Annotated in this window: 21 protein-coding genes and 3 pseudogenes; 5 read left to right on the forward strand and 19 right to left on the reverse strand. The window is 33.4% G+C overall.

Annotation, left to right across the window (positions count from 1 at the left end):
• Positions 1-22: 22 nt before the first annotated feature.
• The 7 genes and pseudogenes from BR72_RS03180 to BR72_RS03200 form a co-directional block, all read right to left on the reverse strand.
• A complete protein-coding gene (locus BR72_RS03180) occupies positions 23-547 on the reverse strand; it encodes a hypothetical protein (protein ID WP_035430043.1) in 525 nt (174 codons plus the stop codon).
• A 47-nt stretch (positions 548-594) separates the two neighbouring features.
• A pseudogene (locus BR72_RS27555) lies at positions 595-791 on the reverse strand (IS4 family transposase); the annotation flags it as partial.
• Positions 792-1,026: 235 nt separating this feature from the next.
• Positions 1,027-1,599 (reverse strand): HAD-IA family hydrolase, encoded by a 573-nt coding sequence (locus BR72_RS03185; protein WP_035430045.1) that lies wholly within the window; start codon positions 1,597-1,599, stop codon positions 1,027-1,029.
• A gap of 97 nt (positions 1,600-1,696) precedes the next feature.
• A complete protein-coding gene (locus BR72_RS03190; RefSeq protein ID WP_035430047.1) occupies positions 1,697-2,878 on the reverse strand; it encodes a macrolide family glycosyltransferase in 1,182 nt (393 codons plus the stop codon).
• Positions 2,875-3,126 carry an AbrB/MazE/SpoVT family DNA-binding domain-containing protein gene (locus BR72_RS26945; protein WP_035430049.1) on the reverse strand — a complete coding sequence of 84 codons (252 nt, stop codon included), beginning with the start codon at positions 3,124-3,126 and terminating at the stop codon, positions 2,875-2,877. The genes BR72_RS03190 and BR72_RS26945 overlap by 4 nt, the downstream gene beginning before the upstream one ends.
• 27 nt (positions 3,127-3,153) lie before the next feature.
• On the reverse strand, positions 3,154-3,315 hold the full coding sequence (locus BR72_RS26950; RefSeq protein ID WP_231559663.1) for a helix-turn-helix transcriptional regulator: 162 nt from the start codon (positions 3,313-3,315) through the stop codon (positions 3,154-3,156).
• A gap of 448 nt (positions 3,316-3,763) precedes the next feature.
• On the reverse strand, positions 3,764-5,119 hold the full coding sequence (locus BR72_RS03200) for an erythromycin esterase family protein (RefSeq protein WP_035430051.1): 1,356 nt from the start codon (positions 5,117-5,119) through the stop codon (positions 3,764-3,766).
• Between the two features lie 489 nt (positions 5,120-5,608).
• Between BR72_RS03200 and BR72_RS03205 the strand changes: the two genes are divergently transcribed.
• Entirely contained in the window at positions 5,609-6,169 is a 561-nt protein-coding gene (locus BR72_RS03205) for an NADPH-dependent FMN reductase (protein WP_035430052.1), read from the forward strand.
• A gap of 199 nt (positions 6,170-6,368) precedes the next feature.
• Entirely contained in the window at positions 6,369-7,004 is a 636-nt protein-coding gene (gene ycaC / locus BR72_RS03210) for an isochorismate family cysteine hydrolase YcaC (RefSeq protein WP_035430053.1), read from the forward strand.
• Positions 7,005-7,340: 336 nt separating this feature from the next.
• Here the strand turns inward: ycaC and BR72_RS03215 are convergent, their stop codons facing one another.
• From BR72_RS03215 to BR72_RS26635, 4 genes are all read right to left on the reverse strand, one after another.
• Entirely contained in the window at positions 7,341-7,616 is a 276-nt protein-coding gene (locus tag BR72_RS03215) for a DUF1292 domain-containing protein (protein WP_177206891.1), read from the reverse strand.
• A gap of 634 nt (positions 7,617-8,250) precedes the next feature.
• Positions 8,251-8,850 carry an undecaprenyl-diphosphatase gene (locus BR72_RS03220; RefSeq protein ID WP_035430057.1) on the reverse strand — a complete coding sequence of 200 codons (600 nt, stop codon included), beginning with the start codon at positions 8,848-8,850 and terminating at the stop codon, positions 8,251-8,253.
• 375 nt (positions 8,851-9,225) lie between these two features.
• Entirely contained in the window at positions 9,226-9,393 is a 168-nt protein-coding gene (locus BR72_RS27420; protein WP_035430058.1) for a type 2 periplasmic-binding domain-containing protein, read from the reverse strand.
• Between the two features lie 342 nt (positions 9,394-9,735).
• The gene (locus BR72_RS26635) at positions 9,736-10,065 is read right to left on the reverse strand and encodes a zincin-like metallopeptidase domain-containing protein (protein WP_331280383.1); all 330 of its coding nucleotides are present in this window, start codon (positions 10,063-10,065) and stop codon (positions 9,736-9,738) included.
• Positions 10,066-10,296: 231 nt separating this feature from the next.
• On the opposite strand from BR72_RS26635, the gene BR72_RS03235 reads away from it, so the two are divergent.
• On the forward strand, positions 10,297-10,494 hold the full coding sequence (locus tag BR72_RS03235; RefSeq protein WP_035430060.1) for a hypothetical protein: 198 nt from the start codon (positions 10,297-10,299) through the stop codon (positions 10,492-10,494).
• Between the two features lie 504 nt (positions 10,495-10,998).
• Positions 10,999-11,175, forward strand: a pseudogene (locus BR72_RS25210) (SDR family oxidoreductase); the annotation flags it as partial.
• A gap of 231 nt (positions 11,176-11,406) precedes the next feature.
• Here BR72_RS25210 and BR72_RS03240 read toward each other — a convergent pair.
• Positions 11,407-11,838, reverse strand: coding sequence for an SMI1/KNR4 family protein (locus BR72_RS03240; RefSeq protein WP_035430061.1), 432 nt, complete (start codon positions 11,836-11,838; stop codon positions 11,407-11,409).
• Positions 11,839-11,954: 116 nt separating this feature from the next.
• Positions 11,955-12,263: a hypothetical protein gene (locus BR72_RS03245; protein ID WP_090995989.1), complete on the reverse strand. Its 309-nt coding sequence runs from the start codon at positions 12,261-12,263 to the stop codon at positions 11,955-11,957.
• Between the two features lie 519 nt (positions 12,264-12,782).
• Here BR72_RS03245 and BR72_RS03250 point away from each other — a divergent pair.
• Positions 12,783-13,319, forward strand: a complete 537-nt coding sequence (locus BR72_RS03250) for a GNAT family N-acetyltransferase (RefSeq protein ID WP_035430064.1) — start codon at positions 12,783-12,785, stop codon at positions 13,317-13,319.
• A gap of 414 nt (positions 13,320-13,733) precedes the next feature.
• Here BR72_RS03250 and BR72_RS03255 read toward each other — a convergent pair whose 3' ends face one another.
• The 6 genes and pseudogenes from BR72_RS03255 to BR72_RS03280 all read right to left on the reverse strand — a co-directional run.
• Entirely contained in the window at positions 13,734-14,405 is a 672-nt protein-coding gene (locus BR72_RS03255) for a hypothetical protein (RefSeq protein ID WP_197059918.1), read from the reverse strand.
• A 261-nt stretch (positions 14,406-14,666) separates the two neighbouring features.
• Complete coding sequence (locus tag BR72_RS03260; protein ID WP_035430066.1) at positions 14,667-15,317, reverse strand: SMI1/KNR4 family protein; 651 nt, start codon at positions 15,315-15,317, stop codon at positions 14,667-14,669.
• A gap of 288 nt (positions 15,318-15,605) precedes the next feature.
• Positions 15,606-16,169 (reverse strand): GNAT family N-acetyltransferase, encoded by a 564-nt coding sequence (locus BR72_RS03265; RefSeq protein WP_035430068.1) that lies wholly within the window; start codon positions 16,167-16,169, stop codon positions 15,606-15,608.
• Positions 16,170-16,200: 31 nt separating this feature from the next.
• The gene (locus BR72_RS03270; protein ID WP_035430071.1) at positions 16,201-17,115 is read right to left on the reverse strand and encodes an aminoglycoside phosphotransferase family protein; all 915 of its coding nucleotides are present in this window, start codon (positions 17,113-17,115) and stop codon (positions 16,201-16,203) included.
• A 3-nt stretch (positions 17,116-17,118) separates the two neighbouring features.
• Positions 17,119-17,415, reverse strand: a complete 297-nt coding sequence (locus BR72_RS03275; protein ID WP_035430073.1) for a hypothetical protein — start codon at positions 17,413-17,415, stop codon at positions 17,119-17,121.
• A 320-nt stretch (positions 17,416-17,735) separates the two neighbouring features.
• A pseudogene (locus BR72_RS03280) lies at positions 17,736-17,933 on the reverse strand (hypothetical protein); the annotation flags it as partial.
• Positions 17,934-17,968: the final 35 nt, after the last annotated feature.

Here is a 17,968-nt window from a genome sequence, read left to right on the forward strand (position 1 = left end):
AATCTTAGTAGTCGTAATAATTCTAATCATATATTCCCCATTCAAACAAAAAGTAATGGCTATCAGATTGTCCGAATATATAATCATAAATATCCCCTTTTTGTACTTGTATTGTTTCAATATGATTTAACCTAATTAAAAGTTCTTTAACAACTGATTCTGGTGCATTCACATCAGCTAAACCTCTTTTAAATCTACTTATAAAACCATCTTTGTTTACTAACTCTATGCAAGCACATACTCTTGTATAATATGCATTAATCCAGATATCTTTTAGTGCTGTTATCCATTGTTCATCTGAAGGGTCTGGCTCATCACTAATATCCCATTCCTCTCCATCGAACAATTCCTTTTTAAATAGTGCGGAAAATGCCCCTTGAATGTTATTAAATTGACTTTTTCTAGCGAATATTAAGTCTACTTGCATTGCATATTCATCTTTAAATTCATACACATCAAATAATAAATTTGATAATCTTACGTTTGCAATTTGTCTGGCAAATAAATTGAGATCGTCAAACAACTCTTGAATTTCTTTATTCAGCATAATACCCCCTCTTCTTCCTAAAGTTCCGGTATTTTGATTATTGATGTTTAACTAAGCTTACGTGGTTGGTTCAATAAGAAAAACGAAATATAAGTAATTCCGGGTAAACTTTTTTCAATACGGGTTTTCTCATATTGATGAGATTTCCGTCCATTCTTCTGTAGGAGGTGGAACAGTTGGATTAGAATCTTTGTTATTTCTTTGGTTTTTGTTGTATAACTTGATACAACAGATGTAAATGATCTTACGTCGAGAAATTTATAAAAAACGTCATCCTTTCTAATCCAGTTTGTTTAGAAAGAATAACGTTTTTTTGTATGTAAGAGTATTAAAATCTCTTAAGTTGATAGGCATGTAAGGTGACGACTAATTAAAAAAATCTTTAAAAATAAAGACTCTGTTAAAGAATTATGTTGATAATCAAAAAATAAGAAAAGCGAGATTGAATCCTTTTACAGTAGTTATTAGTAACTGAACACTCATTTCGCTAATGGAATATCCGTATTAAAAAATTCCGTGTAGTCCTGTAAATGATAATCAGCTACATCACATTGACCTTGAAACATGCACGTTGCAATTCCTAATTCTTTTGCAGGTAATAAATCTAATTCTCTGTCTCCAATAACTAGATCGATTCCATGTTTTGTGTGCAAATGAATGTATGCTAATGAATTAGGTTTACGAGGGAAACCATCGTCAATCGTAACCATATCCACAAAGTATTTATCCCATCCATAGTATTTTAAGATTGCTAAAACTCCGTCCCTATGCTTGTGTGTCATAATTACATTTTTATTTGCAAATTTTAAGATTTCTTCTACACCATCAAATGGTTTCATATCTTTTGGAGATAATGTTTTCTTTAATCTTTTTATCTCTTCTTCTTGATTGCTGGAAATGTTATAGTAATTAATTGCATGCGAATACGAAATTTTTAGCTTTTCATAGATTCCCAGTTTATCTACTGCTTCTCCCAATACCAAAGAGAGTATGTTTGTATATGCAGGATACGTATCAAACAATGTTCCATCAAAATCCCATAAAATATTCAAGTAGACCACCCTTTTATAATTATATCAATTAAAGCACATGATTGTTGTAGTTTTATTCCAATATGATAGTCTATTTTCACAAAGAATTATCAAGCCATTAAGATTTCTCCCCAATTTTAGTCAAAATCACATTAGCTGCTTCTACTGCACCACCAGTATTCTGAAAGGTTTCTGACAGCTTCTGCGCATTTTCCTGATATGTTCGATTCGCCAACACCTCAGCTACCGCTGTTGCCAAATATTTTGGCTTCTTCCCTTTCAGTTTTAATCCTGCACCCAGTTCTGCAACCCGATCAGCCACTAATCTTTGTTCGCTATGTTGCGGAAATAAAACCATTGGAACTCCAAAATACAGGCTTTCATTCGCACTATTCATGCCGCAATGGGTAATAAATACATCTGCTGTCTGTAGTACCGATATCTGATCCACGACATTTTTCACTGTGAAATTTCCTGGTATGTTGCCAAGAGAAGAAATTTCAGTTTTTCCACCAACTGACATCACAACATTATAGTCCGTATTTGCAAATGCTTGGATAAGTTTTTGGTAAAAATCCTGGTTTTGATTAAGTATAGTTCCAAGGGAAACGTAGATTACTTTTCTATCTTTTTTATTATTCTGTACCGGCAAAGACTGCCTGATGGATGGTCCGACAAAAGCATATCGGTCAGAAAAGGTATCTGCCATCGGTTGGAATTCTTTCGAAGTATAAACAATGGTGCCTGTTTCATTATCATTTTGAACAATCGATACAAAATTCTCTATTTCATATCCATATGCCCTTAACAACTGAATTTTTTTGTTCATTCGTGGCAAGCCCACAATCATTTTCCATAGTTCCGTGAAACTCCGCTTCAACAATTTTGCTGTATACTGATTAAAAGCAAAGGAAGTAGTCGAACAAATATATGGGATTCCTAGTTTGTTGGCAAATAATTTTCCCCAAAAGCATAAAGAGTCGAATACAATGCAATCCGGCTGAATTTCCTTTAATTCCTTACATACCTTTCCATCCAAAGCAATGGTCGTATCGGCAACCATTTCAATCAATGCCGCAAAATCTTTGCCATTCTTACGATCCAATTCTTTTTGTGATAGCTGGGGCAAGAATTTATCACAAGCAATAAATGTAGCACCAGCGCCTTCTATTTTCTCTTGAAATTCTAGAAAAGAATAATACCAAACTTGATGGCCTCTATTTACTAACTCAGTTACCACCGGAATGGTCGGATTGGTATGACCATGTGCGGGCATCGAAAAAAATATGATTTTGCTCATTCTGTCTCATCTTCCCTCAGTTCAGCTTTTCGGATCATCTCTACAAATTCTATGAAATTCTCACTTTTTAAGAAAGCAATTCCTTTTGTCGCATCTTCTCCTAAAAGAACCAGCTTATCACCAGCTTGAATTTGATACATTTTGCGTGCTTCTTTTGGAATCACAATCTGCCCCCGATCTCCTACCTTCACAACACCAAAGAACTGCTTCCCCTTGGGACCGAGCTGACTTGCCTCTTCTTCACTCATATTACAAGATAATTAATCTAAAGTTATTTAAAAAATATCAGCCAGTATCTTGCATTTAAAAATATCGGGCAAGGCCTCCCCGTTTTCCCACTTTGCTACGGTCTGTCGCGATACATTTACCTTCTCAGCCAATTGTTCCTGACTCATTTTATTCTTTTTACGCAAAATACGAATATTCATACCAATCATGTTTTTCATCTCCTTATACGTTTAAATATATAAAAGGTATAAGGGAAAATCCACCAACAGTTTGCCATATTTTTTGTTAAAATTTGTGGCAATGTACACATACATTTGGTACAGCTTGCCAAGCGAAAAACTTAGAAAATGGACAGGTCACTTCTTCAAAAAAAGATCGTATGCACTTTATCTATAATTACCTACTCGCATTGTGGTTTATAGATATACGGAGGAGTAAAAACAGAAACGCCTACGTGATCGAGCTATTCGCGAAAAGAAAAAAGGGATTACATATACAGAGCTTACGAAAATTTTACCTTCTTACAGTTATTTATAAGAATTCGTCTCACTTTTTTCGTTTTGGGGAACAATTAATTTCTTAAGTTGATGGCGATGTATGGTGTGATCCCTATAAAACAAAAAGCGCACCATCTATTGTATTGGTGCGCCTTTTGTTTTATTTAATTCGTGAAGGGCTAATATGTTCTAGCCATAGAATCCCATCATATTGTTGGTTAGGAATCATGATTTCATCTATAAATCCCCAATACTGCCCGATAATAGGCATATACATCCAGGAGGTTTCAGGATGATTTTCCTCACCTTTTAAATTTACAAATACTTGCGGATGTTGTGCAGCTTTTAAAATTTCTTCGACACTATTGGCTTGATGCGTTTCCTTTACAAGCCAAAGCTTATGATTATCCGAACCTAAACTGCTACCACTATATGCAAATAAACCGACTGTGTACACTTGATTTTTCAAATACTGTGGTATCATGTCCATCATATTTGGGAATGGGAGTCGGAGTGGGGATATAGCTTGAATCATATTAGAATTTTGTTTTCTAATATGATAATTGTGTCCCCACACAATCATTTTTTTATTCTTAAATTGCATCTCGCTTAACCATGCTAAATTTTGTGCCATCCTTTGATCTCGAATGTAAAATGAGTAATCATCTGGATATTTTTCAGGTGGAATATTTTTCTGCTCTTTCACTTCATTTGGAATATATGTTTTAAGCGTATCGATTCGAATCTTGATTGACTTTTCTAGAAGATTTACATCATAGGATGCTTTAGGCGCTACTTGTTGCAATTCATTTTTATGTTGTTCGATAAACTCTTTTATGTTTTCGTATTTGTCCAAAAGGGATGCCTGCATTGCTTCAAATTCCTTATAAGAAGAGACAGAACGGTATTTCACGATTTCTCCTTCTGCTTCTAGAAATAATTTACCTATCTCAGGATCTAGTTTCCCAATCCATTCATTTGTAGATGTTGCAAATGTAGCAATAGCAGCATTCCCAGGTACTTGTATATCAAATCCCGTTAAAATAAGAGGTGTTCCTTTTTCTTTTTGTTCTTTTATGTATTGAAATAATTCTTCCACATCTTCTGTATGCCAAACTCCAAAAACAGCTTTTTTCATGGCTTGTTCAGCTGTTAAATTATCTATATTTTGATATACAGCATTCGCTTCCGCAAAGCCTGATTCAAATGCAATCACATCATAACCCATTTCTTCATGCAAATACTTAATGATACGAACCTTTGATTGATTCATTTCTGTTGAACCATGAGTAGACTCACCTAGTGAAACAATACGTTTGCCCTGTAAGGTTTGTTTCAAAAATGATAAATCTTCATTCGAACTAGCAGTTGGCTCTTGTAATTTAACTGCATGTTCACGAACCCATTTCTGCCATTTTTGTTGAGCCGCAGGTAGCTCTTCAGCAGATGCTACTGTCGAAAATGTTGTGAGTGCAAATAAAGTAGTTACGAATCCTTTTTTCCATTTTGAAAACACACATATCCCTCCTATTTTTTATAAACTTTATCAAATAAACCTAATTATTTATCATTAAATTGAAAAAATGGTAATAACTAGATTTATATGTTTATACTAGAGGGAGGGTTTTATAAAAATCAAGCAAAAAGTATAATAGTCCCATAAATTTTAAATATTACTGAAATAATTCTCCTTCCTCAAGGAATAAGAAAAGAGAAGCTATTTTTTTTCAGGATAATTCTGAATCCTTAAGTTGATGAGCATGTTTTATTACTTTTTTATGGAGTTTTTCTCGTAAGAGTCTTAAATTATTGAAGTTTTTTTGATTTAAGTTCCAAACATAATTAGAAATCTATACATATTAACTATCTTTGTTGAGAAATAAATTCATCACTTACTAATAAAAGGAAAATAATTGTACAATGGACTTGTACGTATTCTATTATAGGAGTGATGAAATAGGACATAGTATCTTGAAAGGTGAGTGCAAACAAGGAGGAAATCTGTATGCCCAAAACCATTGGCCTTATTTGTGGAAGTTTACGAGAAAATTCTTATAATCGAATCATTGCCCAATCATTGACAGATATGAGTAATACTGCTCAATTTCGCTGGATTGAAATAAACGCTCTTCCCTTGTTTAACGAAGATTTAGAAATTGGTGGTGCTCTAGAAACAATAACATCATTTAAATCTGCTATTCAGGATGTTGACGGTATCATTATCGTAAGTCCAGAGTACAATTCTGGAATTCCAGGCGCACTAAAAAATGCATTGGACTGGGCATCAAGACCTCGGGAATCCTCCGTTCTTAATAGAAAACCGGTTGGCTTAATTGGAGCAACTCCTGGGGGCTTAGGGACTGCCTTTGCTCAAATCCAAATCAGACAAATACTAGAAGCCATGCAAGCTCATGTTCTTCCATTTCAAAAAGTACTGATTTCGCAAGTACATGAAAAGATTGACTCCGATCAGAAAGTGCTTACTGACGAAAAAACAAAACAATATCTTCAGCATTATTTACAAAAATTTATTCATTGGATCGACCACACTCCTGTTCTAGATTAACTAAAAAATACCGCATTAAGTATTTTTTATGATGATTTTTCATTGTTAAAAATACTATTGACACTTTATAAATTTATAGATAAACCAATGTCAACAATCCATTTAATCATAAACGAATTGTAACAAACAAAGGAGTTTAACGTAAATTTCCCGATATATAAACTTTCTTCTATTACATGAATTAAAGGAGGATTATAAAATGTCTGATCTCTATTCTCGTCTTTCCCAAAATGATGCCGCCGTTCTTCTAGTAGATCATCAAACTGGTCTTATTTCCGGCCTAGTGCGTGACTATGGTGTTGATGAATTCAAAAATAATGTTTTGGCTCTTGCTAATATCGCTAAGTTTTTTGATTTACCAGTTATTTTAACAACAAGTTTTGAAGACGGACCTAATGGCCCACTAATGCAAGAATTGGTTGAGCTCTTTCCTGGCGCGCCAAAAATAGCTCGGCCTGGACAAATTAACGCATGGGACAATGAAGAATTTGTTAAAGCCATTGAAGCAACAGGTAAAAAACAACTAATTATCGCAGGAGTTGTTATTGATGTTTGTGTTGCGTTCCCAGCACTATCTGCTGTAAGCGCGGGGTATGAGGTGTTCGTTGTAACCGATGCATCAGGAACTTTTAATAAACAAGTTGCAGATGCTGCCCTTATGCGTATGGCTCATGGAGGGGTCCAATTAATGAACTGGTTTAGCGTTGCAGCAGAATTACAGCGTGACTGGCGAAATGACGTCGAAGGCTTTGGAGCCTTACTTGCTAAACATCTTCCTGGTTATCAAAATATCATCGGAAGCTATAGAGGAGCTCAAAGAGAGCTTAGCAAGTAAGATAACTTAATATGAATTTATAGACTCAATTTCTGAAAAACGCTTTAAAATCAAATCTCCAACATACTTAGACATATAGTATATTGGAGATTTATTCATTATATAGATTTGTTCTGTTTTTTAAAAAATAGAGGTCCTGCCGTATACCCATCAAGCTAATATTTTGATACATCCCCCATAACGAAACTTTACCTTTTTACAGCTATTCATGAGAATTAGGCTCATTTTTTCGTTTTAGGAAACAATTAATTTCTTAAGTTGATAGGTGCGGGGGCGGTACCCCTATATACAAAAACAGAGGGCAGATATGCATCCGCCTCTTGTGTCCAACCAATATTATTCTTGTTCGTCCATAATTTTCTCAAACGCAGCTGATACTTTTTCAAATTCCCCGTCACTCTCAATGTATGCGAATTCACCATCTTCTTCTACTTTTAAAAAGAAGATATCAATGTCTTCCTCTGTTTCCGTTTGAATGTCTTCTACAAAGCCAACAGCAATGTATTCTGCTCCTTCGACATTCATCGTTCCGAGCACTTCAACTTCCTGCTCTTCATTACTCTCATCGCTAAGGGTAAAGATTTCGCCTACTTCAATTTCCGACATATTCATTCTCCTCCTGTTATACTCTAAAAAATAGAACGTTCAAATCGTATACTTACTAGTATATCTTTCCATAAAAAATCAAATTAATGCTCAAAGAACAACAATTTCTTGCTGCTTCAGCGTAAGAATCCAACTAAAAGGATATCATCTGTGAATATGAATGAATACATTTTGAACTCTCGTCACATGCCCATCAACTTTAGAAATAGGTTGCCCTAAAACGAAAAAAATGAGTTGAACTCTCATAATTAACTGTAAAATAATAAAATTTTCGTTTTGGGGACATTTCAAAGCTTTAGCTTGATGGGCATGAGACCCCGCCAACAAAACGCGCAAAACATACGTTAAGATTCTTTCAACATAAAGATTGTTGATAACTTGTACGTGTCAGTAATACCATCTAGCTGTAGAGTGCCGAAAAAAAGTGAAGCAAACAAAAAATAACTCCAAAATCAACTTTTATTGTATATTTTGGAGTTACTTGACGTTTACTTTGCAACGAAAGAGAACCGCAACACTGCCTAAAACCTGGGCGCTTATCACATCCACAAACACAAAAAATTAAAGAGCAACATGAATACATTCCATATATAGGTCGTCAGCATCTGTATCTTTCACGCTAACTTTTATACTTGTATACTCAAAATCCCTTTGATTTGTTTTTGGATGGTAAAACATGTTTCTCTACTCTTTCATATAGAGTAAGCAATTGCTTGATAAAAGAAAATTTTGGTACTAACCAATACGAAAATAACGCTGAAGCACATCCTATTAAAGCCCCTATTGCAACATCAAAAGGATAATGAACCCCTACCCAAATACGAGAGATCGCTACACAAAATGCAAGTATAAGCCATAACCATCCAGTCTTTTTACGAACAAGCCAAAACGAAAAACAAATCGAAAAAAAGAGAATCGTATGGTCACTAGGAAATGAATTATCTACAGCATGGTCGACAAGTTTATTAACATCAGGCAATACTGCAAACGGTTGATAATTCAAATGAAATTTCCCTGCTATTTTTCCAATCACCTCAGCAATCACAAAAGCAACCATCGCTTGAATAACCATCATCCTACTTTTTCTGGACCCGGTAAACCAATAAGCTATAATAATTAAACCAAAAATATATACCATATATTCTGCCAAAAATACCATGGCTGAGTTTAGGAATGAATATTGTTTACCTAAATCATTAATTGCTCGAAAAATATCAATATTGAATTGAGAAAAAGACATTTTCAAATCCCTCCTTTATAGTAAGGTGTTTAACTGATTGCCATATACCTTCATTACATGAATAGTTTTGATTATTGTACTCATCTAAAAATACCAACCTTCTTGTACGCTTATAATTTTATTATGGGAAAAAAGGTTTAAATGGGACTTAACTACTTCTTAACTATGTGAATGTACTGTTTCTTCCTCTAACATGACGTTTTCACTTAAAAAATAAGCGGCATACGTACGTATATTTCGACTAACGTTTTTAAACGCGAGCTGAGAAAACGTCATCTTCTTTCTTCTTTTTCACTATAATAAAAAAAGAAAAAGGAAAACATCGAACTTTCTTACATACATTCGTGCATTCTTACAGTTTTGTCATTTTTCTCGTCATTTTGTAAATGTGTTCATCGCCTTGCCTTTCGCTATTTTCAAAAACTCTTGTAACTCTGGGTTTATATTCGTCTTTCGGTATGCAACGGCTAGTTTCGCAACAATTTTAGAATCACATATTTCTTTGTAGACAACTTCTGATTGATATAATTTATTTGCAGACACCTATCCGCTGTTAATTAAATAAGAAAAATTATATGTTTCTAATACATGTTTTTGATCGAGCTTTAATTTAAACCTACAAAGAATTAAGGAAAGTACCCAAAACGACCGTTTATGGGACTTTACTTATTTCTACCCAAATAGAGAAAAATACTATTCAAATTCAGTTTCAAAACTCATTACCAAAAATAAAAGCTCCTAACATATTAGTCATATATAATATGTTAGGGGCTTGATATTTTAAGTGTTTTTTGGAATTAGGTCTTGATAACGTATGCTAAGGAATAATAAAATTAAACAGACTTATTTTCGTTTTTCTTTATGTCAATACCTAATTGATCTACTTCAAAGCCTTTTCAATCCTATAAACGTATATTTACATTTTATTTTCCCGATATATAAGTAACCGCTATACAGAATACAACACGACCTGTACTTGCTTTCTCTCTTTATTTTAACCCTTGCACTTAGCAGGCGTTTCGTATTCGCTTCGTTATAGCTAACTCCTAAAATATAATCTACTGCTTTCTGTGCTTGACTGGCTGCTTTAACGATTACTGTTTTATCATCTCTTAAATTTCGTAACCAAAACTGTATATAAGCCGCTGAGTTATCAAATGTTATATCTACGAACCCTGCTAATCCAGTTAACATACTCGCTCCAATTTTTATCAAGACCTAAATAGCAAAAAATCATAAAAGATAAAGGGTGATACATATTAGTCATGTATAATATGTATCACCCTTTTTCACTTGCACAACTTTCATCATTGTCTTTTTTATTTGGCTATGTTAAATAGCGTTGTTAATACTTTCCGTTCTCTGTCGAAGAAACTTATGATAAACTTAAATTATCAATTTTTACCAAATTCGCATGTGTTATTAATGGATAGAGGGGGTTATGGGATGAAGGAAAATTTAAAGGTAGCATGGATACTTTCGTGGTTTGCCCTTTTAGGTCAGTTGGTATTTTTTATAGGAGTATCGTTACTCACTGAAGATTGGCGGTATGTAATGTGGAGTTTTATGGTCAGTATGATTGTAGGAGTTCCAAGTATAATTCGCACTTATAAGTCCCAAAAAATTGCTGATACAAAAAAGTAGAAGGTTCAGTTACACCTATCCTTCTATTATATCAGCTAAGGAGTTCCCTCACTGTTCAATATACAGAGTCTTTAATGGAATAAGAAAAGAAACTTCTGGAAAAATTAGAGTTGTTCGTTTAAAAAAATGTATTAGACTCAACATTATTACTACAACAGCTTTGCATCGCCTAAAGACCGGTAATCTATACAATAATAGTTTTAGATTAAGTACCGTCATACTTACCTTTAGCTATATAAAAAACAAAAGAAGTATTAGACTAGGAATTGTATTCTTGCAACGGGAACCTGTAAAAAACACTTCCCTCCAGTCTAATACTTTCTTTTAATAGTCTAAAACATTTTTTAAAGGGGTGCTGCCGCATCGCCATCAACTTAAGAAATTAATTGTTCCCCAAAACGAAATTATCCCTATATGCAATTTATCATTTAAAAACTACGCAAATTATCTCCTAAAGTTACAAGTATGAAAGAAAGATTTTCTCTTTTAACCAAAAACGGTCGTATACCTTCAAGTTTTCCAGCTGAACAAATGATGAGTTTTGGATATGGGACACCAATGAAGCGAGCTGGTCAGCCGTATGAACTTGTCCCAGCGTATGTATACTTAGCCAGTGATGATTCAAGTTATGTCACTGGTCAAATAATCCATGTCAATGGGGGAATGAGAATAAGCAGTTAAAGACGCCATAAAAGGATGATGGAAGCCGTTTCCTAATTGAACGAGCCGACCTCCCCTTAAACCGCCATAAGTATACTGCAGAGGAAAAATTCACCTTATGGGGCACACTTTCGGTGGTTTACCAAAGAGGGTCTCCCTTTTCAATGAGATTACGTTTTCAAACTGTAATCATTCCAACTCTTCTGCTTGACATTAAGATTTTTCATCATTCTTTATAGCTGACATATCTCCTTAATAAGGTATTATCTTCTCTACTCCTACATTGTTAATCAATAAATCATGAATTGATGGTGCTACAAATACAGTTTCGTCAACATCTAAATCATTAAAATCAACTATATATAATCCAAACCCATTTTTCCCATTAAAATATATTAACGTTCTACCACCTTCATCATCACCAATTGCAAGAGAGTTTGGAATATACTTTTGAATAAAATAAGCTTCATTCAATTCTACACAACCCGAAGCTCCCCAAATACGAATATACATTTCATTATCTATATTAATTTCTATATCTGAACCTACACGAATTATATCTATATATTCTATAGGTATATCTATTGTTGAAAATTCCTGAAGTTCCTTAATTTCTTCTTCTGTAGATGCAGCTCTACTAACATCAATCCTATACATGCTACTCATATTAGCCAATACATTCATTAAAAATCAATCTTCCCCTTTCACTTCAATTATCCTACTAGCCTCACGGTCTTCCCCTGAACCACCATTCCCTTTTCTCATCGCAAGTGAAGCCTTAAGCTCCTTGATCTCATCATTTATTTTTCATCGTAATAATATTTTAAAAAATCCCCATTATTCCCTCTTTTAGCATATCCACTTATTTTTCCAGTTTCGAAATTATATTCTAACGTTTTAGTTTCATATTCAAATCTCATTACTATTGAAACTTTATTATTATCTTTCCATGAAATTTTATAACGATTTGAATGATTAGACTCTATATAGTTAGCTATACTTACTTTTGTTGTTTTTACTCCCCCTTCCTTTTCCTTAAAGTAAATTTTCACTTCTGTATTACCCGAAATATGTCCGTATGCGATTCCTCTAATGTCTAATTGATTCAATTAGTTTGGTGATGTATCTTTAAAGTTGTTTAGTTCTTATTGGCCTACGGTGCAGGTTAGTTGAAAATGCTTTTTTGATTGGAACATATATACAAAATTCATATTCATTTAAAAGTGGAATGAAAAGCAATACTAACCCAGCATAAATTGAAAAAATGTATATTCAAAGCAATTATTAATAGCATTAACAAGAAATTTGGTGGTGCATTTTGTTATGTATAAAAGTTTTATTATTTGTTTTAGGTATATCATAGCATTATAAGGTTCATGTAATATCGAAGTAAGATTCATATATTTTAAGCAATACATAAAATAACAATTTGGAGGAGATTTATATGATTAAAGGAGGGACTGAATACTTACGTGTTGCTGTAAAACAAAGTTAAGCTGCTTTAAAAAGTCGTACCGTTAATCGAAGAAAGTTTGACTGTTTATAAAAAAAGATGTAGTAGAACTTTTATTCCATTAAGATTAAGAATATTTATACGTGTTATTACTAGGATTAAGGAGAAAGTTAAAATGAGACTAGAGAGTGAGAGGATTTATTTAAGATCTCTTTGTGAGTTAGATGCACCCACTATATTAGAAATCACAATGGATGAAGAAATACGTTATATGACTGGAACCAAGCCTAATTTTTCATTAGAGCAAATTAAGACACATATAGACAATATAAATAATGATTCAAGTCGCTATGATTTCGCTATTTGTTTAAAAGGTACTGACGAAATGATCGGAGAGTTATCGGTTTTGGATATCGATGAGGAGAATCAAAGAGCAGGATTCAGAATATCGATGGCTTCCATTTCATTAACAGGAAAAGGATACGGAACTGAAGCGATCAAAAGAGTTCTAAGTTTTGTTTTTGAACAACTCAAATTAAATCGTTTACAGTTAGAAGTATTTAGTCATAATTTACGTGGAATTAGAGCGTATGAAAAGGTTGGGTTTGTAAAAGAAGGAACCTTACGCCAATCCTTATATTATAATGATGAGTACTCGGATGAAATTATTATGGCAATACTTAAAAGTGATTATAAAAATATGCAATTGTAATAGTCTTTTTTGTGAATGAATGTACTTAAACTATCTATCAGGTGCTTTAGTCGAATAAGAATTAAACAACTTTAAAGAGTCTTACTACAATAAAATGTAATAAGACTCTTATTTTTTCATGTCAAAATTAAATAACTTTGTTATCACTTTACCTCATAAGCTGTTTTATGTTTCATCATGCCATAGATACATTTGTATTATCTACCACACATTTATAAAAGCAGTTAGAACAACATAAGGCTGTATGACTTATGTTGAATTCTATTGACTCTTTCATATATCGGTCATAATCTTGAGGGAACATAACTACGAATATACGAAATACAAAATCACCATCAAATTCACGTCCGTTTTAATATTCTTTACCAACGTTTAATAGGAAAAGGTGAATTTCACTGTAGGTTTATGAATAATTCATCGTACTGATGACATATATCGGTTATATAAGTTAGAACATTCTTTCATACAATCCCAATATATATTTCTAATTTCCTCATTTGGACATAATTTTAGATAACCTTCATTTTCTAATATGGAAATAACAGGTCTCATCTCATAATAATATCCATAATTTTCTCCTTGTGTTAAAAGTTTTTTGTAGCCTTCCAATATTTTAATATAATTGTTATCTATCAAACGATAGTTACATTTTGCTAACTCTGAATAATAAAACCTATTAATTTCCCCTGACATATATGTAGAAAGAGATTTTTCGTCATTTCCGAAATAGGCAGAACTGGCTTGAGAATAGTAACAATATCTACCATCTCTATGTAACGTTTTAAATATTCGGAATTTATTCCATTTTTTTACTTCTTCATAACGAAATCCTAATGCGTTATAGTCATTTGAAATCATAACAGGTCTTTGCTTCAATACATAATCGAGAATAGCAACATTCAATTCACTTACATCAAGATGGGTAATCGAAGCCCAACAAATATAATTATTATCCATTCTCCCTATCATACACACTTCTTTATCAGGACTAACATAAATGTCAAAGGAAACTTCTTTATCATCTATTTTATAATTAGGTTTCATACAATTATTTCGATTAACTAAATTATATTCTTCCATATCCAATATCCAAACCTTCCTGAAAAACTTTTGACCCATCGAGATTTAACTCAGTAAATTCTTTTCAACCTAAAAATAATCTTTCAACTTCAATAATTTCTTGTTCATCTAAAGATTCATCTGAAAAAAGCCACTTTTTTAATCCCATAAAATCTCCTTTCTCCTAAACGTATTTTGGTAATACAACCTTTTAATTTAACAATACAACACGTTTCATCGGTAATAACAAACCATATGAATCCATTTTGATTTTTCGACATATAACTGTTAATCAACATTAGCGATTCTTAATACCTCTCCTAATTCACCTAACTGTTTTAAGTTTTTTATAGCCAACTCAACAGGAATGTCCTTCATCAACACAAATGGTAACTGTTTTGATCCCTTTAACAAATCAAATAACCCTCTTTTAATGTGAAATACCTCCTGTATCTTCTTTAAATCCACAACTCCTCCAATTGGTGAACGAATTAATATAAGATTGCAAAGCTTTTCTTTGTGCATTTCTTGCTTTTCATTCACAAATTCAACATCTATCGCTCCATCATTTATCCACTTTACAAAACTCTCGCTAACTGTGGTAGCAAAAGCTGGATTCATTACCGCAGAATCAACCTGTAATAATTCGGTTGTGTCCTCGTTTGCTTCCATTAATAAAAACTTTCCTCCGCCTTTACTTCCTACAGCAATATACCCTTCTGCATATTCACGTACCTCATATGTTGTATTTCTTTCATTAATTATATCAATACCAAATATAATCACACCCTCGTCAGTTACAAACCCATTCGTGTACTGTAGCAACTGTTTATAAGAGCTCGGTATTATTAACCCCATTCGTTCTTCAGTCTTTTCAATCTCAGCTTCATCAACCGCAGGAAATAATTCGAAAGTTGATAATTTTTGAAAGTCTACCATTTAAATCCTCCTAATCCAGTGAACTACCCGCCACTTAACACTGAACTGTACCCCTAATCATGGACTTTTTTAAGTGTCCACGATTCGGGTACAGTTCAAGGATGTCAAACAGAGAAACTTTTTATTTCAAAAAGGAAATCATAATTCCCTCTAATTTTTTTGATCTTCTGGTACTAAATGTTCAGGCTTCCCTACAGCACTTATCTTTTTATCAATAAATTACTCCCACCTAAAATTATATACATTTAGGTTAATGGTGATGTAGCACTACCTCAAAATACACCCTACTCATTTATTAAATATTATTGGCACATCATCAATACATCTCTTCCAAATCATATGATCATACCCATCCCCCCAATAATCCTTCAGCAAATAATCAGGCTCTCCAAATTTCTTCTTCCATACCTTCTGTGCATTTGTATATCCACTATCTAAACAAAATTCTTTAATTCCCCTGCTTAACAAAGTAAGAAACATTGCATTTAAAAGTAAATTTCCAATACCACGTCTTTGGTAATTAGGGTGTACAAACACAGTTCCTATCTCAGGTGAATCTTTTAATTCTTTATTCGTACAGTTGTTAATTAGTTCACTAGGTGGACCATATTCAATTGTACTGATAATTTTATTACAGTTTGTATCTACTGCTATCAAAAAGTATCGATTTTTCCCGTTGCTATTCATATCACATTTCAAATATTCTTTCTTAATTTCAATTTCATTTTCTATAGCATCAAGTAGTTCTGATAAACCTTCTCTAGCAAACGTATCTTTAATCGTTGTAACAAAAAATTGATTTATCTCTTCAATGTCCTCATTGCGCGGTCTCCTTATCTCAACAGTGCACACCGAAAATCACTCCCCATTCTTTGTTTCGCTTTTATTTCAAACTAACTCTTAATTCATTAAACCAGCGAGCACAAGCAATTGTTTCTTTAGCTACTCGTCCATGACTTTCAAAGTACCACCAAGATGAAAGAATACAATGCGATAGCCCCCACGATAGAATTCTTTCTTTGTCTAGTTGAAGTTCTTCTGCTAATTGTTGCACACGATTTGCTAATACCTTCTTAGGATTTGTTTTATTAAATAAGTGATTTCTTAAGTACGCAATTGTTTCATATTCCGCTTCACCGATAACACCTTTTGGATCAATTGCAACCCACCGATCCTCTCCCATACATAAAACGTTGTCATGATGCAAATCACCATGAAGCAAAAGCGGCTTAGAAATTGTTTTGATTAATTGTGGAAATAAGTCTTCTGCTTTTTCGACTAGATCTTTTGGTAAGGGCCCCGTTTCACCATCAAAATGTACTCGTAACCGCTGCAATCCATTTGCCCATTGTTCAATAGAAGGGAATGTATGCTGAGCAGGAACTGGTTTCCAAAGTTTTTTCATCGTTTTCCCTATAATATTCGTTGCTTTTTCTTCATTATCTATATGTGCAAGTGACATGCCAGGCTTTAAATATTCTAATAGAATAAATCCAAGCTCAAGATCTGAATCAAGTAATGTCACTGTTCCCTCTCCTTGAAAATAAAAGAGCGCTTCTATTTCGTTCTTCAAATCCTCACTCGGAACACCGAGTTTTAACACAACATCTTGTCCATTTTCTTTTTGTGCTAGACTAACATAGTTATAAGATAGATTGGAAAACGGCTGAATGATTTGTAGTGATAATTTTTCTTCAATCTCTTGAATCGTAATCGGAAATTTTTCGATCCATTGCTGTCCTCGTTCTCCGTGAACATCTTGTATAGTCGTTTTAAAAGATGAAGGTATGTATAACATTATTTATTCAACTCCTAAATTCTCTTTTAGATCAAAATATGCATCCTGTAGCCATGAATGAATAACTTTTAGGCTCTCCTTCTGCTCCCATAAAAATGAAATATAAGCAAAACTAGCGTGTTCTAATGATAATTCTAACGCTTCTTCATCTAATTCAAATCTTTTGGCGATTCTTTTTGCTTCATTTGCAACCCTTACAGAGTGCTCATATGTGTGAGGTTTATTATATTGTTCTAACAGTCGTTGAATGTCTAGCTCCCAATCTCCTGTTAATGAAATAGTATTGATCATTTGGTTCATTCTCTACTCCCCCTAAAAACACTTATAGTTTCTTATTTTTTATTCTAGAAATATAGAAAGAATCCTTTTCATTACGTTACATGAAATTTTTAAATACAAATTTTGTAAAGGTGTGTACACACTAACAAATGTACTTTTCTTTTTATTTACTACAAAAAATACAACTCTTATGTCATTTATTTTTACATTCTGTCCTTTAAACAAGAATCAGCAATTGATATGATGGAAAAATAAGGTGCCGTCAGAGAAATGCGAAATGTTGGCGGTACCCCTATTTAAAGTATCGTATACGTAGCTTTCACTGTATTTCAATAACAGCTAGGGGACGCTTCAATCGTTTGCAGTAAAGCAAGCGCAAATAATAATGAAGATAGTGACTCCTCTCCTCCGGATACACCGCTTCCGACCTTGCCGCCTCGGCCTTTTGTGCTAATATCCTCCATTTTGCCGCGATTATTTGTGTCCATATCCCACTCTACCTTACCCTCAAAGGGAAATTGTACCATTAAAAATAAAAAGTAAAAAAAAGACCAATGCACCCATTGGTCTTCCC

Origin of the sequence: Bacillus sp. UNC322MFChir4.1 (assembly GCF_000746135.1) — a bacterium.
GTDB lineage: Bacteria > Bacillota > Bacilli > Bacillales > Bacillaceae_G > Bacillus_A.